The sequence below is a fragment of the Verrucomicrobium sp. BvORR106 genome, assembly GCF_000739655.1.
Taxonomy (GTDB): Bacteria; Verrucomicrobiota; Verrucomicrobiia; order Verrucomicrobiales; family Verrucomicrobiaceae; genus Verrucomicrobium.
Genome location: NZ_BATR01000167.1, coordinates 21,526 through 40,956 on the forward strand (window position 1 = coordinate 21,526; position 19,431 = coordinate 40,956).

Genomic DNA, 19,431 nt, shown 5'->3' on the forward strand with positions numbered 1-19,431 from the left:
TTCCACGATTGCAGTTCGGCTGACTCGACGATCAGAGAGGTGTGACAGCTCACTCATAGGAATCCCCATTGGCACTGGCCCAGGCATCGGAAGACACCCATTGCCAACATTAATTAAGACATGTAAACTATCTCCACTCCCTCGTAAAAGAGGTCGTGAGTCGTCCCTTTCTATTCCAGACAGTTTCACTTGTCAATCGTTTTTAACGATGGGTAACAATACCAACCCTTCCCAATGGGCCGCTCTGGAGCGGCTCCGATTCATCGAGCGCAGCGCGTGGTGGCGGGGCATGGTGAACCGGAATGACTTGCAGCAGGTGTATGGCGTCTCCCAGGCCCAGGCATCGGCGGATCTGCAAAAGTACCTGGAGCTCAATCCCACGGCGCTCAACTACAGCCTGAAGCGCAAGCGTTACGAGGGCGCGCCGGGCATGAAATGCGTGCTGCACCGGCCTCAGCTTGAGGAAGCGCTCAGCCAGTTCCTCGAACCCGCCGCACCAGGAGGGGCAGGTGGCTGGGGCGGCTCTTTATCGGGAGGGGCACTCGATTCCTCCGCCTCAGTCGCCGAAACCGAGACCCACCCCGGAACGCGAGTGGCGGGGGTGGGCCTGCCTCAACGGACCGCACAACCGGCAGTGCAACGCGCCATCTTTCTGGCCAGCTTGCAGGAGCTGCGCGTGCGGATCCACTACCTCTCCCTCACCCAGCGCCGGCCCGGCTGGCGCTGGATCACCCCTCATGCCTTTGCCCATGACGGCTACCGCTGGCACGTCAGAGCGTGGTGCGAGGAAAACAAAGCGTACCGCGACTTTGTGCTGGGTCGGATCAAGGAAACCGAGTGGCCCACCCTGCCGGCGGGGCGGCTGGAACCCGATGCGGAGTGGCACTCATGGCTCACGCTGGACCTGGTGCCCAACCCGGCACTCTCCAAGGAACAGCAAGAGGCCGTGAAGGCGGACTACGATCTCAAATCCGGGCGGATGACGCTGCAAGTACGGCAGGCGATGCTGGAATACACCCTGGCTCATCTGCGACTTCCCTCCCAGAATGGGAAAAAGTCGGCTCCATTCTTGGTGCAGCATAACAAAGAAGCAGAACAGAACCACTGATAGACACTGAAGGCACACTGGTAGAGTAGCTACTCTCAAGAGGCGACATTCAACCCTACTTGGGCAGCACGAAGTGATCATCCCGCGCGGTCAGGTTCCTCCGCTTCAGCCAGCCATGCCCCCAGTCTCTCAGGCCCATCAAGATGGGCTCCAGTGTACGCCCCTCTTCGGTGATTGAGTAGTCCACCCGGGGCGGCACGACGGCATAGACCGTGCGCGCCACGAGGCCATCCTCCTCCAGCTCGCGAAGCTGCTTGATGAGCAGACGCTGGGAGCAGTTCTCCAGCTTGCGGTTCAGCGCGTTGAATCTCAGCGTGCCGCTTTGGAGCAGGTAATAGAGGATTACCCCCTTCCATTTGCCGCTGATGAGATTGAGGGCCGCGTACATCGTGCAGCCCGGCACCTTGTCGTAGTTGTCGAGTTTCATGGCTCCCCAGGGGTAGTATACTTTTGTTCAGTATGTGCCAAAGATGGTGTATTGCGCGTTTTGGAAGCATCGACGAAGACTCTGCTCATGTCACGCAAAGTCCTATTCCACGAAACCGGCGGCCCTGAAGTCCTCAAAATCGAAGATGTCACGGTCCCTGCGCCGAAAGCCGGCGAAGTCCGCATCCAGGTCAAGGCCATCGGTCTGAACCGGGCGGAGAGCATGTACCGCTCCGGTGCCTACCTGATTGAACCCAAGTTCCCCGCCCAGCTCGGCTACGAGGCTGCCGGCATCGTGGAGTCTGTGGGCCCTGACGTCACCGACTTCGTCCCAGGCGACGCCGTCAGCGTCATCCCCGCCTTCAACCTGCACGACTACGGCCTCTACGGCGAGCTAGTGCTGGCCCCCACCCGGGCGGTGGTCAAACACCCCACCAACCTGAGCTGGAATGAGGCCGCGGCCGTCTGGATGGCCTATGTCACCGTTTGGGGCGCACTCATCGACATCGCGCAGCTGGGTCAGGGGGATGTCGTCCTGTTGCCCGCCGCCTCCAGCAGCGTCGGCCTCGCCGCCATCCAGGTTGCCCTGAGCGTGGGCGCAGTGCCGGTAGCACTGACCCGCACCTCCGCGAAAGCCGCCGAGCTGACCAAAGCGGGTGCCGCCCACGTCATTGCCACTGAGGAACAAGACCTCGTCGCCGAAGTCCAACGCATCACCAACGGAAAAGGCGCCCGCGTCCTATTCGATCCCGTGGGAGGCCAGACCTTCACGAAACTGGCACAAGCCACAGCCGAACGAGGCATCATCTTCATCTACGGCGCCCTCAGCCCGGATCAAACGCCCCTGCCACTGATCGAGGTGCTCGGCAAAAGCCTCACCATCCGCGGCTATGTCCTGTTTGAGATTGCCCCCGATGACGAGAAGCTCGCCCAGGCCAAAGCGTTCGTCTTGGACGGCCTGAACTCGGGAGCACTCCGCCCCCAGATTGCGAAGGTTTTCCCGTTTGAAGAGATCGTGGAAGCCCATCGTTACCTGGAAAGCAATGTGCAGATCGGGAAGGTCATCGTCAGCGTGTGATGGTGACGGGATGGTTGATCAGGGATGACGGATCTCAAAAGTCCGTCATCCCCCCGCAGACCGGGGCCGAGTAAATTCAGGCTGGACTGATGAGGGCATCTCCAGCAATCTTGCCGCGATCACCCTCTCCTCCTGGTCATGCTTACTTCGCGGCCTGCTCTAATGACCTCAGCCCTGATTGGGCTCATGTTGCTCGTCGTCTGGGGCACCTTGTACGTCAGCGAGGCCCGGCAAGTGCTCCGTGAACAAAATCAGCGCAAGGAAGCAGCCATCACGGAGGCGAAGGACGCCGCCCGGCGGCACGAGGAAAAAGTGAAGCGCTTCTGGAAGCACAAGACTGTGCTGCAAGATGCCCTCCAAGCCGCCACCAAGCTGGATGCCCATGGGCCTGACAAAAGTTGGAAGGACGTCACCGACGGATTTCTCGTCTTTACGGATGACGCCCGCCTGCAACAACTCGGTCAGGAGGCAGTGGAGACGCTGCGCCCCAGCAGCTCCCTACGGGAAAAGATCCGCATATACAACGGCAGGCTGACCACGGAACCCCAGCTTCGGGAAGTGCTTCAGGAAAAGCTGACAGGATTTGGGCAGGAGTTAGACACCGCCATGACCTCCAGCCGCCCCCGCTATCTCTCACTGGCTACTCGCGTGGCAGAGTTGGATCCGCCTGTCTTTGAAAGCCCTGCCGCCAAGTCGTCGGTGACCGCCTCCAGCACCCCGTGATTCACGCCGCCAACGGTGGGACAGGTGATGGCATTTGCGGGCAAGCAGGAGACAACATCCTGCGGTAAGCGAAACGGGTTCAACCACCCTGTTCACTTACCATGTCTGAACGCATCCTTATTCTCTACGGCACTGTCACCGGAAACTCTGAATACTGCGCTGAGAAGGCCGCCAAGCAGGCCCGGGCACTTGGTTTCGAAGTGAGGCTTGAGAGCATGCTGGATGCCCATCCTGAAGTGCTCACGGAGCACAAGACCGCCCTCCTGGTGGTGAGCACCTACGGCGACGGTGAGCCACCCGATGGCACGGAAGACTTCTTTGAAGCCGTGGTCACCAAGCAGCGCCTGTCCCTTCCGGAACTCCGATTCTCCGTTCTCGCCCTAGGCGATACCTCCTACGACCAGTTCTGCAAGTGCGGCAAGGACTACGACGCCGCCCTGGAAGCCGTAGGCGGCACCCGCTTCCATCCCTTGGTGGAGTGCGACACCGACTACGACGAACCCTGCGACGGCTGGATCGCCGGTGTTTTCAAAGCTCTCGCTGAGCCCCAGCAGGCCCTCGCCGCCTAGGCGCGAGGAAGCCGGATGAAACTAGCCCGCATGCCTGGACAGGCATCCCATCTGTTCTGGCATGCTTCTCCTTTTTCCCTCCAACCGGACTCGACTCTCGACCATGGATTCTGAGGCTGAGCGCAGCGGCCGTGTGGCCTACAGCTTTCCTGCTGGCACCTTTGATCTGCAACACACCCAGGGCAATCTCTGCCTGGCCAGTGAGGATGGCATCACCACCTATGTGGGCCTGCGTCTCCAGTGGGTGCGGCTGTTTGAGATGGTGCGGCACTTGCACGTCGTTCTAGGAGCCGCCGCCGCTGGCCCCATCAGCCTGGCGGACACGTGGGAGCGCCCGGATTTCACTTTATTTCCCGGAACCGGATGCCTGTACGACCTCGAGTCGACTGCCGAGATCAAGTGGCATCACCTCGCCTCCGCCATTGCGGTGGTGGACGATCACGGCCACCAGCAAACAGCCAGCATCCAGTTCTTTGACCGCCAGGGTCGGGGCTGCCTCAAGCTCATGCTGACCAACTTCTCCGATCTGGACGCGTTCGACCGGCTCGTGAAGAAGCACGCTGTGCCTTTTGATTCCGGGGTGGAACCCGATGCACCCATCTGCTCCGGCTGCAAGGCGACAGCCAAGGTGCCGGACGCCGATCTCGTGCGCCGCCTCTGGCGCGATGCGGCGCGCACCCGTCCTGACGATCATCTCCCCGGATTGTCCCGCTTCAAGCGCCGCGATGCGCTCCCGCTGTTGGGCGACGAGCTGGCCCGGGACTGCCAAGGCATGGTGGTGATGCGCGCTCTGGAGATCGCTACTGCTCAGGGCATCCCCTTGCGCTGCGCCGTGAACAATCAGGGCGTCTTCCTGCCCGCTCCGTTCACTCCCACTCACTCGAACCCTTGCGATGCCGGGCTGACCTTCTTCAGCCCCTTTGCCCAGCTCACGCTGCGGCACAATCGCGAGCCCTGGGAAGCCTGGGCCACCCGCCACAGCTCCTGGCCCATCCAGTCCCGGCTCACGTTGGAAATCTACGATGATGAGGGCCAGCTCTGCGGCACACTCACGCCGGCACCAGAAGCGAGTGATAGACAAGTCCACGCCTGGAACGCGGTGTTGAAGAGCCATCGGCAGATGTAGACGCGGCGGAGAGGAATCGTGCAGAGGGGGAGGGTAAGCGAGTTCGAGGAATACATTATTCTCACACGAAGGCACAAAGGCACGAAGAGGTTCGAGTGAGGGCTTCGACCCGCAGCCAAGCCACGCGTGACTTGTTTCCTTGATACAGGAGGCGGGGGGTCCCAGCCCCGCTCAGGGGTCAGACGTCCCTTGATCCCCTTCCCGCTCCGGCCACCCAACAGACCGCGGGGCCGGAGACCCCGCCTCCTTTACTCCGCGGCCAAGTTGCATATGGCTTGATCCCGCCCAAGCCCTCACCACAAAACAAAAAAGCACGGCGGTGAGGCCGTGCTTCTTTGAAAGGAAGAAAAGTTCTCTCGAACCAGCTCGACTAGCGGGAGTAGAGTTCCACCACCAGCTGCTCGTTGACGAACACGTCGATTTCTTCACGCTCGGGGGAGCGGTTGACGGTGCCCGTGAGCTTGTCGCGATCCACGGTCATCCAGTCCGGGGAGTTCACGCCCTGGGTGAGATCGAGGAAACGGTTGGCCAGCTGCTGGGAGCGAGCGGTGCCCTTGACGGCGACCACATCGCCAGCCTTGATCTGGGCGCTTGAGATGTTGCAGCGCTTGCCATTCACGGTCACGTGACCATGACCCACCATTTGACGGGCGGCGAAGCGGCTGTTGGCGAAGCCCATGCGGTAAACCACATTGTCCAGACGCTGCTCGAGCATCTGAAGAAGGATGGTACCAGTCACGCCTTTACGGCGGGAGGCTTCGGCGAAGAAGCGGCGGAACTGCTTCTCAAGAACGCCGTAGGTGTGCCGGAGCTTCTGCTTCTCAGCAAGAGCGATGCCGTAGTCGGAAAGCTTGCGGCGGGTGTTGCGCGCGCCGTGCTGACCAGGCGGGAAGTTGCGCAGCTCAAGGGCCTTGGAAGGGCCGAAGAGGGCCACGCCAAAGCGACGGGCGATTTTTTCTTTAGGACCAGTGTAACGAGCCATGACGAATAAGGTGTGTGCAGCAACGGGCTAAGTTTAGACGCGGCGCGCCTTGGGAGGACGGCAACCGTTGTGCGGCACCGGGGTCACGTCTTTGATGACGGTGATTTCAATGTTCAGAGCCTGGACGGCACGCACAGCGGACTCACGGCCGGAGCCAGGTCCCTTGAGGCGCACTTCCACTTCACGAAGACCGTGACCCATGGCCTGACGGCAGGCGTCTTGGGACACCACCTGGCCGGCGTATGCCGTGCCTTTACGGGAGCCCTTGAAGCCCATCTTGCCGGAGCTGGACCAACCGATGAGGTTGCCATTGCGATCGGTGACGGACACCTGCGTGTTGTTGAACGTCGCGGTGACGTGAACAATGCCGCTGGAGACGTTTTTGCTACCCTTGGCCTTGATGATCTTGGGCGCTTCAGCAGCACCACCTTCGAGGCTCAGGAAGACGTCATTGATGGTCTTCGGCTTTTCCTTCTCCTTTTCAACGGGAGCGGCGGGTGCAGCTGCAGCGGGGGCTGCAGGAGCCGCTGCTTCAGGAGCGGCGGGTGCGGGGGTCACAGGCTCAACAGCAGGCGCTGCGGGTGTCACATTTTCTTCGGACATGGTATGCAATGAAATTTGAGATCAGCCCGAGGGTTACACCTTGCCGGATTTGGCGTTCGGATTGCGCTGGACGCCCACGGTCTTGCGCTTGCCTTTGCGGGTGCGGGAGTTGGTCTTGGTACGCTGACCACGAACCGGAAGTCCGCGACGGTGGCGGGTGGCGCGGTAGCAGTTGATGCTCGTCAGGCGCTTCATGTGCGCACCCAACTCACGACGAAGGTCGCCTTCCACCACGATGCCCTTTGCGGCAACGACGCGGCTGATCTCAGCGAGCTGTTCGTCGGTAAGTTCGCCCGCACGAATGTTCGGGTCGATACCAGTTTCAGCAAGGATCTTCCGGGTAAGGGAAGGACCAATGCCATAGATGTATGGAAGCGACGCTTCGATGCGCTTCTCGTTAGGGATTTCTACTCCAAGCAAACGTGCCATATGCGTACGTGTTGTGTCAGTGAATGAAATTAGCCTTGCCGCTGCTTGTGCCGCGGGTTCTTGCAGACAACGCGCACGGTGCCCTTGCGCCGAATGACACGGCAAGACTCACAAAGGCGTTTGACGGAGGGACGGACTCGCATGTTGAGGGGTGGTGGAAACAGTCCCGCACCAAGTGTTAGCGGGGCGGGGAGTCGGCATGTCTAGCATGAGAATCAACGCTTGCAAGCAGGATTTTGCTTTTCTTGACCGATTTCGCCGTGTAAATGCGATGGTTAACGTGCGTTAAATACCTCAAAATCAGGGCCAATTCGGGGTGACATTCTACCTCGATTTAGAAGGAGTTACAACGAATCCAGCACATTTTTTTGGCTCAACCAGGCCACTGAGATTGCCTTTCATTTGACCTCCGGAACCCTCTGCGCGCGGCGTGTATCGCGCTCCCCTTCCCGGTCTTTGTGACGCGTTCACAAACGACATCACCGTCTCTCACGCCCCCCTCCCTCAAGCGCAAAAAACCCGTCTCCCCTATGCGGAGGGACGGGTTCAATTTCTTATCTCAGGCCGTTGTTTCAGGCCATCAACGGGCAGGACTACTTGCTTACCGAGCCGGCTGCCGCAGCCTTGCCACCTGCTTCAGGGGCTTTCTCCAGCTCAGGCAACAATCCGATAGTGATGCTCTTGGTCGCTCCAAGGTAGGTCTTGGCCAGGGACTCGAGTTCCTCCTTCTTGATGCCGGTGAAGTCGTCCACGAGGGAACGGCACCAGTCCAGACGGTAGGACTGGGACTGGCAGTTGGGTAGCACCCGGGTGAGCCAGTAGCGGTTGTCCCGGCGCATCTGCACCAGCTGCTGGAGTTGAGGCTCCCGGGCACGCTGGAACTCGTCATCGGAGATACCGTCCTTGATAATGCCTTCGGCAATTTCCAGGAACATCGGCTTCACCTGCTCCACCTGTTCTGGCTTCAGGGTGGCCATGGCCGTCATGTACCCATATCCAGGGAAGGTGTCGCTGGCCACATGGTAGCTGGTCGGGCTGTAGGTTTCCCCCAGCTCTTCGCGGATCTTGAGACGCAGACGGTCATCGAGGATCTGTCCCAGCAGGATGAGGCGGCGGGTGCGCTTCACATCCAGCATGTCGTCCGTAGGCCAGTAAGCCAGGGCATAGGCTCTCGGGATCTCCGTGGTGAACTTGATGTCCTTCGTGCGGGGATCTGCCGGGAAGGTCATCTTGCGGGCCTCATCGTAGTTGGGACGCTTGTCAGCACGCTTGGGCAGAGTGCCAAAGGTGGCTGCCACCAGTTCGATGGTCTTGTCCACATCAATGTCACCCAGCACAGTGATCTCCATGTACCCGTCCTTGAGCGTCGGCGTGAGCCACGCCTTGAGCTCCGTCAGGTTCCGACGCCCCATTTCCTCCCGGGGAGGGAAGACAAACCGGAAGTCATCGCTGTGAATGAAACCGACCACCTTGTCCTGCATCACCCCTTCTGCGGTGTGCTGCAGTTCCTGGTAAACGGCTTCGAGGTTCATCTTGAACTGGCGATCCGCCTCCTCGCGGTAGCCAGGTGCGGAGATGGTGGCACACAGCAGTTGGAGCTGAGCATCCAGATCCTGAGGATTGGTCTTGCCTGCCAGGGTGAAAGTATCATCCCCAATCGCAAACTCCGTGGAGACCGTCTTGCTGGCGAAGATGCGCCGCAGGTCATCCTGACTATGCTTTTCCAGCCCACCCTGGCGGAACACGCTCTGCGCATAGGGCACCAGACCGGGCTTGTCCGCTGGGGCATCCAACTTACCGCCACCGAAGTTCACCGCGAGACGGATGCTGTTCTTCTCAAAGTCGGTCTTCTTCAGGTTCAAGCGCACCTGGTTGGCAAAGACCACCTGCGTGATCTCCAGATCCTTCACCTCGTTGCGAGTCACCACTTTGCCGGGCTCCCCGAAGTTGGAGTACGCAAAGACCGCCTCAGCCCCCTGGGTGGGTGCCGTCACGGGCTTCGCGGCACTCGCCTTGTAGGCCGCCAGGATGGTATCGGTGGCATTGTCGAGCTTCAGATTCCCGCCGATGAAGACCTGAATGTCCGTCCCCTTCCAAGCATCACGGAGGGAGGTAAGGCAGTCTTCTGCAGTAACGGTCGCGAGCTCTTTCTCAACGCGCTTCAGGTCATCTTCCGGGTCGGTGAAGACCAGTTCCGATCCCAGTGCCCGAACGAAGCCATCGGCCAGTTCGGCATTTTTGCGGGTGTCTTTGCCTTCGGCGCGGAGCCGGATGCCCTTCAGATAGGTGGCCTTGGCCTCTGCGAACTCTGCTGCGGTGAAGCCGTGCTGCAAGGCGCGACGAATCTCCTGCTCAGCGAGGTTCAGCGCAGGCTCCCAGTTCTCCGGCTTGCACTTCGCGTACACGCCGCTGTTGGCGACGAACTTGAACATGTCGAAGTTGTAGGCCTCGGCCTCGATGACCGGAGAGTTTTCCGTCTTCGCCAGTTCAGACAGACGCTGGTTCACCATGCCATCCGCCAGATTGCGGATCATTTTTTCACGGCGGCGGCTGACGGAATCGCCCTCCTTGTCGGCAGGCTTCACCACCTCAATGCTGATTTCCGTGGCCGGGGCCTCCAGCTCCGTGTGGAGCTTGGCGACCAGACCGCGACCTTCGGTGATCTTGCCGAGGCTCTGATCTGGCGAGTCTCCAAGCTGGGCCTTGGCATCTGAGAAGTTTTCTTTGATCAGCTTTTCCACGAGCGGGACGTCCACATCGCCAGCGACGATCACGACCGCACGCTTGGGGGTGTACCACTTCTGGTAGAAGTCCACAAAACGCTGCCGCTTCATGCCCTTGATCGTCTCTTCTTTGCCGATCGGGAATCGCTTCGGCAGGAGGGAGTCCGGCATGGCAAACTCATAGCCTGCCTCCATAACCCGGGTCTCGACGGAATCCCGCGCCAGCTTCTCGCTCAGGATCACGCCCCGTTCCTTGTCGATTTCACCCTCACCCAGCAGCATGCCGTCGAGGTCATCGCGAAAGAGGTGCAGGCCTTCCGTGAGCATCTTTTCATCCACCTTGGGCAGCTCCAGCTTGTACACCGTCTCCCGGAAGGAGGTGTGAGCGTTGGTGTCCGCGCCAAACCCCATCCCGAGGCGCTGGAAGCGCTCCACCATGGTACCGGCCGCGAAGTTCTTGGACCCGTTGAAGGCCATGTGCTCCAGGAAGTGGGCCATCCCCTGCTGGTCGTCCTCTTCCATCAGAGAACCGGCATCCACAAAAAGGCGGATGCTGGCACGTCCCTCCACCGGGAACTTGTTGGGATAGATGACATAACGCAACCCGTTCTCCAGCCGGCCAAAGACCGCCTTGCCATCAGGTTTGAGGTCGCTTTCCTCGTGCGTCCAGGGTTCCGCAGACAGGCGAGGGGGTGAAAACGGCACTGCCGCAAGGAGCAGCGCCACGAGACTCAGAGAGAGTTTGCGTGTCGTCATGATGATTCGGGAAATACAGACCAGCCTGAACCGGCAGGTCTATGAAATGGCTGCGGGAACGTAATCGTCAGACAAGGCTGACGCTCAAGTGTTAGCCACGAGAACGTTCCAAAAGCACAAACATGAGCAGGGAAAGCACGATTCCCAGCTCATCCTGTGGCTGGACCGGCTCCACTTGCTCGACGTCAAACCGCCCCTCGAAGAAGGCGCGCCGCTTGGTCATCCGCAGTAGCGTCCGCCCTTCCTGGCGGACCGCATAGCGGGGATGGGCGAAGAAGCCCGTCAGCAGCCCCACCACCGGGATCTCGCCCAGCACGGAGTCCAACACCTTGGCGAAAGGGTTCTCCTCGTGAATCTCAAAGGTCGGCTGGCCCTGGGCATCCAGGATCTCATACGACGCACGCCACAGAGACTTCAGTCCCCGACGGCGCACCGCACCCATCACCTGACCATCCGGCGTCCGGAAGGTGTACGAGGCGCTGAAATCGATCATCCGGTCCGCAGCAATGGTGCAGAGCAGTTCGCGGCGGGACGAGTCGGTGAAGACTTCCACCTTCTCCTTCAGACGCAGGAGCTTCTGCTTCACATAGCAGACTTCTGCGCCGGAGGCGTCTTCCACGAAGCACTGCGGCGCGAGCGCCAGGATCTTGAAACGGAGCCTTAAGGGATATTGCATGGCAGGAGAGTCAGAAAACGATGACGGAGCGGGGTTTTATACGCCTGGCACTGTCGGACCGGTTTGCCTCACACCTGCCAGGTCACATCAGATCCACCTGCATGTCGGGATCGTGCTCAATGAACCCTTGGGTGACCAGGAAGTCGTCCAGGGCATTCAGCGTCCCTTGATAGAGGTCAAAGGAAACATTGAAGTTGAAGAAGCCATGCCCCTGCCCCTCATAGACCATGAGTTCGCAGACATTCTTTTTCTTCTTCATCTTGCGGACAAACTCTTCCGAGATCTCGAACGGCACCACACGATCATGCGTGCCGTGGAAAATCAGGGTGGGAGGAAGATTGGGCGCGATGGCCGCCATCAGATTGGCCTTTTTGGCATCATCCGGATGGAGAAAGCGGTCGTGACCAAAACCCTTCTTGGACGTGTCCAGCACAGGGTTGAACAGCGCGAGGGCGTTGGGAGCACAGGAGATGCTTTCGTCTTCGCCGGGTTCGTCAAAACCCTGCACCATGGCCGCAGCAGCGATCATGTGAGCACCGCCGCTGCCGCCTGCCCCGACAATTTTGCCAGGGTTGATACCCAGCTCCACGGCATTCAGCCGCAGCCAGCGCATCGCAGAGCGAACATCCGACAGGGAGTCAACCGGAGTGGACCCATGTCTGGCCGATACCCGATAGTCAAAAGCCATCGCCGTCATGCCACGGGAGGCGAAGTACAAACAATGTGGGGCGAACTGGCTGACCTGACCGTTATCCCAGCCACTGCTGAAGAAGAACGCGATCACACTCTTCGGGTACGGAGGAGCCTTCTCCGCCGTGGGTTCCCAAAAATAGACCGGCAGATCGTGCCCCCCCACCGTCTTGTAAACTTCTTCCCGGGCAGTCTTCAAAAGCTCGCGATTGCGATCAATCGGAGGGAGTTTGGTGAGACTGTCTTCGTGAGGCAGCATAAAAAGCAGGCGGCGATCTTCCAGAGAATATCAGGCTCGGCAAATACTTTTACGAATCCGACACAAACGCGAGCGGAGAAGGTCGTTAAAGAGCATTTGGCCTGCCAGATTTCCCAAGAAACCTTCTCTCCATAAAGGATGCTTTCCCGCTGTCCAGAAGATCCTTGGTTTTGCGTTGATCAACCAATGTTGCTAGTCTTCCAGAAAATGACCCGATTTGCGCCAGCCCCCCTTTTCGTTGCCCTCTTGATCCTTTGCACCCTCCTCCCTCAAGCCCGCGGACAGGACGCTGCCGCCCGCCGGCAGATGGAACAGGCCTACTCCCGCTGGCGGGAGGCCATGGTCACCCGGAGCCTTGCCTCCTGGCAGCAGGCCACCGCGACCTCGCGGCAGCTCATGACGCGCAATCTGATCGTCAGTCAGAAGCAGGCCTTCCCCGCCGCCCTTTTCGATCTTCCTGTCCGTCCCCCGGAAACCGCCACCCTCCGTTTCCTTAAGATGGACATCAACGGGGCCACCGGGCAACTCGCCTACTTTGGCAAGGTCGATATCGGCTTGCTGGACTCCTCTGAGGTCCCGGAGAATCTCCTCATCCTGAAATTCATCCGGGAAGACACCGGCTGGAGATTCGACACGACCCGTCTTGTGAATCTTGCCAGCGTGCCCGATGTGCGGGCCACGCTCAAGAATGGTGGCAGCTCGGGCTTTCTCAACGAGCCTGAGTTTGCGCCCACGGGTGTCGTGCCCCCTGTCCCCAAGGCCTGCCCGGTACCGGACCGCATCGGCGTCCTCCAGATTGCCTCCTTTGGCTACCAGACCACCGCAGTGGTCAACGGCTTCGATGCCGCCACGGTGGAGAACAATGCCGAAGAGCACATCATTATCGGCGGCCTTCGCGACGGAGAGAACCCGCTGCAACTGGCGGTGAAGCAGCTTCCCATCCCAGAGGGTGAGAAACGCGTGCTCCAGATCAATGCCCTGGTGCTGACCGGAAATGAAAGCCGGCCGACTATCAAAGTCTACAGCTGGAAGCCAGAGTCCCATCCCGTGCCGGAGGCCGTGAGCCAGATCATCCACGTCAATCGCATCACCCTGCGTCCGTGATAGCAGGCCATCAAAGGCCTGCCCCCCCAAGGAGCGGCGGTTTGTGCTTTGCGCAACCGCCGGAGGGGAAGCGGAGCGATTGACCGCCAAAGTCCCTTCACCGCAGGAGGTCCCATCGCGGTTTGGTGGCTCGGACAGCTGAAGCTGGCGAACCTTGAACAATCAATCTGGTCAGGGACCATCCGGCGTAACCAGACAGAACCCGGAGGCGTCTTCGAAAGGGTAACCGATGAAGCCCCTCTCCTCTACCGCTCCTCACCCTCCTGCACCGATGCGTCGTTTGCACCGGGCCCTGCTTTCTGCGCTGCTCATTCCCAGTGGGCTGAGCATCCTCCCCCCCTCCACGGCCCAGGCGGATCCCCGGCCCCGCCCCGCCACCGCCCCAGCGGCCCCAGCGACCTCGACTGCCGCCCCAGCTGCCTCTGCCAGCGCCCCTTTGAAGCTGGACTGGGTGGACGCCTCCCGGCAGCGCTCTGTACCGGTTCTAGTTTATCTTCCACCTGCCCCCCCGGCGTCCAAGCCGGAGCCCGTTCCGGTGATCATCTTTTCCCACGGCTTGGGCGGTTCTCGGGAGGGCTACTCTTACTTGGGGCGCCACTGGTCCCAGGCAGGCTACGCCAGCGTACATGTCCAGCATCTCGGCAGTGATGACGCCGTCTGGCGGGAAGCCCGCCCAGCGGAACGCATGCAGGCGGTAAAACGCGCTGCTGCCACCCCGGCCAATGCGCTGGCCCGACCAGCCGACGTCACTTTCGTGATCGATGAACTGACCCGACAGAACCAAGACCCGAAATCCCCTCTCCACAGTCGGCTCGATCTCAGCCACATCGGTGCAGCGGGCCACTCCTTTGGCGGCTTCACCGTCATGGCCATCGCGGGTCAGTCTTTCCGCGGCGGGGTCTCGCCCCTGGCAGATTCACGGGTGAAGGCGGTCATTCAGATGAGCGCCCCGGTCATCGGAGGGCAAAGGGTCCCACAGGAGAACTTCGACAACATTCGTATCCCCGTCTTTCACATGACGGGAACACTCGACGACAGCCCAGTGGGCGAGACCGCCGCCGCCGACCGCCGCATTCCCTATGATCGCATGCAGCACTCCTCCACCTCCCTGGTGATCTTCAAAGACGGCGATCACATGATCTTCTCAGGTCGCATGCAGCGGGATCCTGAGCGTGAAGCGGCCGATGAAGTCTTTCAGAAACTCATCAGCAAAAGCACCACCGCCTTTTGGGATGCCCATCTGAAGAACAAGGCGGAGTCGAGGAAATGGTTCTACGAAGGCGGGTTCACGACCGCGCTGGGCAGTTCCGGCACCTTTGAGCACAAGGCACCGGCCGAATAAGAACATCGGTCCAGTGCCCTTGGAAATCAGCAGGCGTTATTTCTCAAGCAATCCCTTCAGGAAACCCGCTGCCGAGTCCTTCACCATGTCCTTCAAGTCGCCAAAGATGTTGTCGAAGCCAAAGTCAGGCTTTGCCAGACTGCCCTTGGACTTGAAGGGCAGGGAAAGGCGGTTCTGAGAGTCGATCAGCGTCCCTACGGCCAGCGGGAACAGCGCCTCGGTAATGTCTTTGCCGAACCGCTCGGAAAGGGTCTTCTTCACCTCCTCCAGCTTTTTGGCGGTGAGATCCGCATTGAGCACCAGCCGCGCCTTCACGTTGTGCAGGTCTTGTGAGGCGTTCACCCAGCTGCCGTCATTGAGGATGATCTCATACTGGGGAAACACGAGGCGGGTCTCCCCTTTCATGATCACCTTGCCACGTACTTGATGCACTTTGACGAAGGCGTCTTCCAAAAGAGCGCCGCCCAGCAACACGCCTTCCAGACTGAGCCCGTATTCAGCCAGCTTCTCACGATCCTTCTTCTTCAACTGGTCGCCCAGTTCCATGCCGCCGAGAAGGCTCCCCTTGGCCAGCGTCACCTCCAGATTCAGGTCTGGCATCCATTCGCCGGTCTTCACGTCAAAGGGCTCCATCGTGCCCTTGGAGTTCACCTTGATGTCGGCAATCTGCTGTTTCTTCTCCAGGTTTTCCACACGGATTGCTCCAGCCAGCTCAAAGCCGCAATGATTGTGCGCCGCCAGATCTGCCGCGTTCACATCGATCTGCTTGAGCACCAGGTTCACCTCACTGAGCTGGATCTTCGAGGCGTTTTTCTGGTTGGTGATTTCCACACTCCCGCGCTCCAGACTGGCTTCGTCCACCTGCACAGCCACCTTCATGTCGCTGGCCCGGAACACACTCTTGGGCTTCGGTTCCTTGGTCGCAGCTTCTGACGGTGTCCCGGGCTCCGGCTTCAGTTCAGTGACCTGCACGCCCTTGGCCGTCGTGGCACCTGCGTCACCCGTGACCGCTTGTTCCGTTGCTGCGGGAGAGACCTTGGGCACATCAACCGCACCCGGAGACTTAAACAGAGCCTGCAGACTGCTTCGACCGTCCTCGTCCACCTCGGTTTTGACGGACACCCCGCCAATGTGAAGCTCCTTTACATTGATCTTCCCATCCACCAGGTCCTTAAGTTCCACCTCCAGCACCGCCACCTCCGTAGCGAGGAGGACTTTCTCTGGAGCGAGCGCCTGCCGCTGAGAAGCTGGCAGGGCCGACTGGTCATCCTTGGGGGCCAGCTTCAGGCCATGCAGTTCCAACCTCGCAGGTGAGGAAAGAATATTCACCTGGGTGGAATCCAGCTGGGCACGGCAGCTCCACGAGGCCTCCATCTGGGCAATGACCGCGTCCTTGTCGAACCGCCCCAACAGCCACTGATGGCCTGCCACGCCGAGTCCGGCGAGGAGGACAATGAAAGCCGATCCCGCGATGAGCACCTTCTTCTTCATGGCGGAGACCATACGGTGGGATACAAGCCCCTCAAGCGACAAACCTCGCGGAGCCCGCAGGGATTGACGCTTGAGAAGCCCGTCATTCCCCTCTACATCGTTGGATGTCCATTCGCGTTCGCTTCGCCCCTTCCCCCACCGGCTACCTCCACGTTGGAGGCGCCCGCACGGCCTTGTTCAACTGGTTGCTCGCCCGGAAAAGCGGCGGCACCTTCATTTTGCGCATCGAAGACACTGACGAGGCACGCAATACCGAGGCGGCCATGAACGCCATTTTCGAAGGGCTCAGCTGGCTGGGCATCGACTGGGATGAAGGCCCCCAGAAAGGTGGGGACTACGGCCCCTACTTCCAGAGCCAGCGCCGCTCGATCTACGATGCCTATTTCAAAAAGCTCGAAGAAGCCGGTCGCGTGTACTTCGAAGCGAACGGCGCTGCCCGCTTCAAGTTCAGCCGTGAAGCCATCACCATCCCCGACGTGGTCTGTGGCGATATCCGTTTCGCGCCCACAGAAGAGCCGGATATGACCATCCGCCGCCCGGATGGCGGATACATCTTCCATTTTGTGAATGTCGTGGATGACATTGAAATGGGCATGACCCACGTGATCCGGGGTGAAGATCATATTTCCAACACCTGGAAGCACATCGACCTGTTCCGGGCCTTGGGGCACACGCCACCGAGATACGGCCACATCCCTCTGCTGCTCAACCCAAATGGCTCCAAGATGAGCAAGCGGGATGACGGGGCCAGCATCGACAGCTACATCCAGGCGGGCTTCCTGCCGCAGGCGGTGTTCAACTACCTGTGCCTGCTGGGCTGGACCCCCAAGCTCGAAGGCGAAACCTTCTCCGCGCAGCAAGCCGTCGAACTGTTCGACATCAGCGACGTGCACCATAGCAATGCCCGGTTTGACATGACCAAGTGCACCTGGGTGAACCAGCAGCACCTGCGTCTGCTGGACGATGCCGATCTCGTGGCCTATGCCCGCCCCTGGCTGGAGAAGGCCGGCATCACCCCGGGCAGCGACGATGCCTACATCGCCCACACCTTGAACAGCGTGAAGGAAAAGGTGAGCCTGGCCTCCGAGTTCCCCTCGTGGGTGCACTTCTTCTTCACAGAGGACTTCGCGTTTGAAGACGAAGTGATGACCAAGCTGAAGGCCAATGCCCAAGCTCCCAAACTGCTGGCCGCGCTTCAGTCAGGACTCCAGGCCACCACCGACTGGTCCGAGGCCGGCTTGGGTGATGCTGTGACCAAAGTGGCTGCTTCGGAAGGCGTAAAAGCCGGGGCCCTCATGCCGCTGCTGCGCTTCTCCCTGAGCGGTCAGACCCGCGGTCCGGATGTGAAGGTGATGATGGTCGTGCTCGGTCAAGAGCGGTCCATTGCCCGCCTCGGCCGCGCCGCCGCTCTCCTCGCGTGATTCATAGAAGCCCCATGTTATTCCGCCCCGCCATTCTTGCCGCTCGACGGATGATCCCCGCCCTGGCGTTGGGGATGGCGCTGGCCACGAACTTGGCCCTTAGCCCACTCGGACACGCTGCGGAAGAAGGCCCACGCCTCATCTCCCTCAATGGACCGGCTGGCATCTACCCGCTGGGCCAGTGGAAAAAGGACTGGCCCGGCTGCACCTTTGAAGGCGGCATCCGCGATGGCAGAGTCTCTCTGACGGATGCGAACAACCAGCGCTGGTTGCGTGTTTCCTTTATCCCAGGTCAGATCGGTCCGGAGAAAGGCGGAGCGGGCTGGAGGTTTCCGTTCGGCACGCATGAGTTCGCGGAGCTCACTTACACCCTCCGCTTCAGCCCGGATTTTGACTGGGTGAAGGGGGGGAAACTGCCCGGCCTATGTGGTGGTCCGGATCATGTGAGCGGCGGCCGCCCCGCCAATGGCAAGAACGGCTTCTCCGCCCGGCTCATGTGGCGCAAAGATGGCCGGGGACAGGCTTACGTGTACCACAAACACCAGCCCACGAACTACGGCGACCAGTTCAACTTCCCCGACGACTTCCGTTTTCCCACCGACTCGCCCGTGCAGGTGAAAATTCAGGTGGGCATGAACACTGCTGGCCAACGCAATGGCACCCTGCGCGTCTGGATCACCACGGCGGCCGCCCCAGCTCGTCTCATGGTCGATCGCGCCGATCTACAATGGCGGGACGACGCCAGCTTTGGCGTGGACTCGCTCTATTTTGAAACCTTTCACGGCGGCAGCGATGAGACTTGGGCCCCCACCCGGCCCTGCTGGGCGGAGTTCGGCGGGTTCAAGCTCGGCTTCATTCCTGCCTCCTCAGATTCCCAGAAATAACCTGATACATGTCCAAGGCTTGCTACACCCTGGAGGACCTCCGAAACTGGGCCTCCGTCTCTGCTGAAATCGATCCACCCGCACGGCTCGCTGTCATCGGCGATCCCATCGCTCACTCCCGCTCACCCCAGATGCACAACCCCGCCCTCAAGGCCCGGGGCATCCACGCGCAGTACATCAGGGTGCATGTGGCCCCGGGCTCAGTGGCGGAGGCTCTGGACCTTTTTGCCCAGCATGGTTTTGTGGGAGTGAACTGCACGATCCCTCACAAGTTCGAGGCGCTGGAGGCCATGGATGAACTTAATGGCCTGGCCGTCGCACTGGGCGCGGTGAACACCGTCCATCTCCATGACGGTCAAAAGATCGGTTACAACAGCGATGGCCCCGGCTTTCTCCGGTCCGTGGAAGAGGCCTTCGGCAAATCGGTGAAGGATCTGCGGGTCCTCATCATCGGCGCTGGCGGTGGTGCTGGCCAGGCCGTGGCCATCCAGAGTGCGCTGGAGGGCTGCCCCAGCCTGCGGCTCGCCAATCGCACCGTGACCAAGCTCGCGCCACTCGTGAAAAACTGCCAGCAGCTCTCGCCTACCACCCAGGTGACCGCACTCACTTGGTCGGACGAGGAGATTTCCTCGATCCTCGACGACGTGGACCTCATCGTCAATGCCACTCCGGTAGGTATGAAAGACGGCGATGGACCGCTCTTCGACTACCAGCGCATCCAGCCCCGGCATCTGGCCTATGACATGGTGTACCGAGCCTCCTCCCCCACCCCCTTCATCAGTGCCGCCAGGGCGGGAGGCGCACGCACCTGTGATGGGCTCCAGCTTCTGCTTCACCAGGGGGCCATCTCATTTGGACATTGGTTCGGAGAGCCAGTCCCGCTTGAGGCCATGCGCTCCGGGTTGATGCAAAGCTAGCCTGCTCCCGGCGGATTCCTCTAACGCCATGAATTCCAGGCTTTTAATCAATCTTGAAGATTGGTTGAGCCTTCCGCCTCCCCTCCGCATCTCTTTTGCACTCGCGGAGGGGGGCGAATCCGTT

Annotated in this window: 19 protein-coding genes; 10 read left to right on the forward strand and 9 right to left on the reverse strand. The window is 60.3% G+C overall.

Annotated features, from left to right (window positions below; translation table 11 throughout):
• Nucleotides 1–208: 208 nt before the first annotated feature.
• Nucleotides 209–1,108, forward strand: coding sequence for a WYL domain-containing protein (locus BV106_RS30140; protein WP_038171090.1), 900 nt, complete (start codon nt 209–211; stop codon nt 1,106–1,108).
• A gap of 55 nt (nt 1,109–1,163) precedes the next feature.
• Here the strand turns inward: BV106_RS30140 and BV106_RS30145 are convergent, their stop codons facing one another.
• Nucleotides 1,164–1,535: a helix-turn-helix domain-containing protein gene (locus BV106_RS30145; protein ID WP_038171091.1), complete on the reverse strand. Its 372-nt coding sequence runs from the start codon at nt 1,533–1,535 to the stop codon at nt 1,164–1,166.
• A gap of 87 nt (nt 1,536–1,622) precedes the next feature.
• Between BV106_RS30145 and BV106_RS30150 the strand changes: the two genes are divergently transcribed.
• The 4 genes from BV106_RS30150 to BV106_RS30165 all read left to right on the forward strand — a co-directional run bounded on the left by BV106_RS30150 (nt 1,623) and on the right by BV106_RS30165 (nt 5,030).
• The gene (locus BV106_RS30150) at nt 1,623–2,612 is read left to right on the forward strand and encodes a zinc-dependent alcohol dehydrogenase family protein (RefSeq protein ID WP_038171092.1); all 990 of its coding nucleotides are present in this window, start codon (nt 1,623–1,625) and stop codon (nt 2,610–2,612) included.
• 162 nt (nt 2,613–2,774) lie between these two features.
• The gene (locus BV106_RS30155) at nt 2,775–3,335 is read left to right on the forward strand and encodes a hypothetical protein (RefSeq protein WP_038171093.1); all 561 of its coding nucleotides are present in this window, start codon (nt 2,775–2,777) and stop codon (nt 3,333–3,335) included.
• Nucleotides 3,336–3,436: 101 nt separating this feature from the next.
• Nucleotides 3,437–3,904 carry a flavodoxin domain-containing protein gene (locus tag BV106_RS30160; RefSeq protein WP_038171094.1) on the forward strand — a complete coding sequence of 156 codons (468 nt, stop codon included), beginning with the start codon at nt 3,437–3,439 and terminating at the stop codon, nt 3,902–3,904.
• A gap of 61 nt (nt 3,905–3,965) precedes the next feature.
• Entirely contained in the window at nt 3,966–5,030 is a 1,065-nt protein-coding gene (locus BV106_RS30165) for a hypothetical protein (RefSeq protein WP_081892454.1), read from the forward strand.
• A 370-nt stretch (nt 5,031–5,400) separates the two neighbouring features.
• Here BV106_RS30165 and rpsD read toward each other — a convergent pair whose 3' ends face one another.
• From rpsD to BV106_RS30195, 7 genes are all read right to left on the reverse strand, one after another.
• Entirely contained in the window at nt 5,401–6,012 is a 612-nt protein-coding gene (gene rpsD, locus BV106_RS30170) for a 30S ribosomal protein S4 (RefSeq protein ID WP_038171096.1), read from the reverse strand.
• 33 nt (nt 6,013–6,045) lie between these two features.
• Nucleotides 6,046–6,615: a 30S ribosomal protein S11 gene (gene rpsK / locus BV106_RS30175; protein WP_038171098.1), complete on the reverse strand. Its 570-nt coding sequence runs from the start codon at nt 6,613–6,615 to the stop codon at nt 6,046–6,048.
• A 33-nt stretch (nt 6,616–6,648) separates the two neighbouring features.
• Nucleotides 6,649–7,044, reverse strand: coding sequence for a 30S ribosomal protein S13 (gene rpsM, locus BV106_RS30180; RefSeq protein ID WP_038171100.1), 396 nt, complete (start codon nt 7,042–7,044; stop codon nt 6,649–6,651).
• 29 nt (nt 7,045–7,073) lie between these two features.
• Nucleotides 7,074–7,187 (reverse strand): 50S ribosomal protein L36, encoded by a 114-nt coding sequence (gene rpmJ, locus BV106_RS37710; protein ID WP_009963702.1) that lies wholly within the window; start codon nt 7,185–7,187, stop codon nt 7,074–7,076.
• Nucleotides 7,188–7,637: 450 nt separating this feature from the next.
• Nucleotides 7,638–10,523, reverse strand: coding sequence for an insulinase family protein (locus BV106_RS30185; RefSeq protein WP_051946525.1), 2,886 nt, complete (start codon nt 10,521–10,523; stop codon nt 7,638–7,640).
• Nucleotides 10,524–10,614: 91 nt separating this feature from the next.
• On the reverse strand, nt 10,615–11,199 hold the full coding sequence (locus tag BV106_RS30190) for a hypothetical protein (protein ID WP_038171102.1): 585 nt from the start codon (nt 11,197–11,199) through the stop codon (nt 10,615–10,617).
• An 82-nt stretch (nt 11,200–11,281) separates the two neighbouring features.
• Entirely contained in the window at nt 11,282–12,148 is an 867-nt protein-coding gene (locus tag BV106_RS30195; RefSeq protein WP_051946526.1) for an alpha/beta hydrolase, read from the reverse strand.
• 246 nt (nt 12,149–12,394) lie between these two features.
• On the opposite strand from BV106_RS30195, the gene BV106_RS30200 reads away from it, so the two are divergent.
• Together BV106_RS30200 and BV106_RS30205 are read left to right on the forward strand one after the other, a co-directional pair.
• Entirely contained in the window at nt 12,395–13,252 is an 858-nt protein-coding gene (locus BV106_RS30200) for a hypothetical protein (protein WP_265596222.1), read from the forward strand.
• A 271-nt stretch (nt 13,253–13,523) separates the two neighbouring features.
• The gene (locus tag BV106_RS30205; RefSeq protein ID WP_051946528.1) at nt 13,524–14,594 is read left to right on the forward strand and encodes a hypothetical protein; all 1,071 of its coding nucleotides are present in this window, start codon (nt 13,524–13,526) and stop codon (nt 14,592–14,594) included.
• A 36-nt stretch (nt 14,595–14,630) separates the two neighbouring features.
• Here BV106_RS30205 and BV106_RS30210 read toward each other — a convergent pair whose 3' ends face one another.
• Entirely contained in the window at nt 14,631–16,085 is a 1,455-nt protein-coding gene (locus BV106_RS30210) for a hypothetical protein (protein WP_265596223.1), read from the reverse strand.
• Nucleotides 16,086–16,189: 104 nt separating this feature from the next.
• Between BV106_RS30210 and BV106_RS30215 the strand changes: the two genes are divergently transcribed.
• The 3 genes from BV106_RS30215 to aroE are packed head-to-tail and all read left to right on the forward strand — an operon-like array spanning nt 16,190 to nt 19,307.
• Nucleotides 16,190–17,506 carry a glutamate--tRNA ligase family protein gene (locus BV106_RS30215; RefSeq protein WP_038171107.1) on the forward strand — a complete coding sequence of 439 codons (1,317 nt, stop codon included), beginning with the start codon at nt 16,190–16,192 and terminating at the stop codon, nt 17,504–17,506.
• Between the two features lie 14 nt (nt 17,507–17,520).
• Nucleotides 17,521–18,390: a polysaccharide lyase gene (locus BV106_RS36490; protein ID WP_265596224.1), complete on the forward strand. Its 870-nt coding sequence runs from the start codon at nt 17,521–17,523 to the stop codon at nt 18,388–18,390.
• An 8-nt stretch (nt 18,391–18,398) separates the two neighbouring features.
• On the forward strand, nt 18,399–19,307 hold the full coding sequence (aroE, locus tag BV106_RS30225) for a shikimate dehydrogenase (protein WP_051946532.1): 909 nt from the start codon (nt 18,399–18,401) through the stop codon (nt 19,305–19,307).
• Nucleotides 19,308–19,431 lie beyond the last annotated feature (124 nt).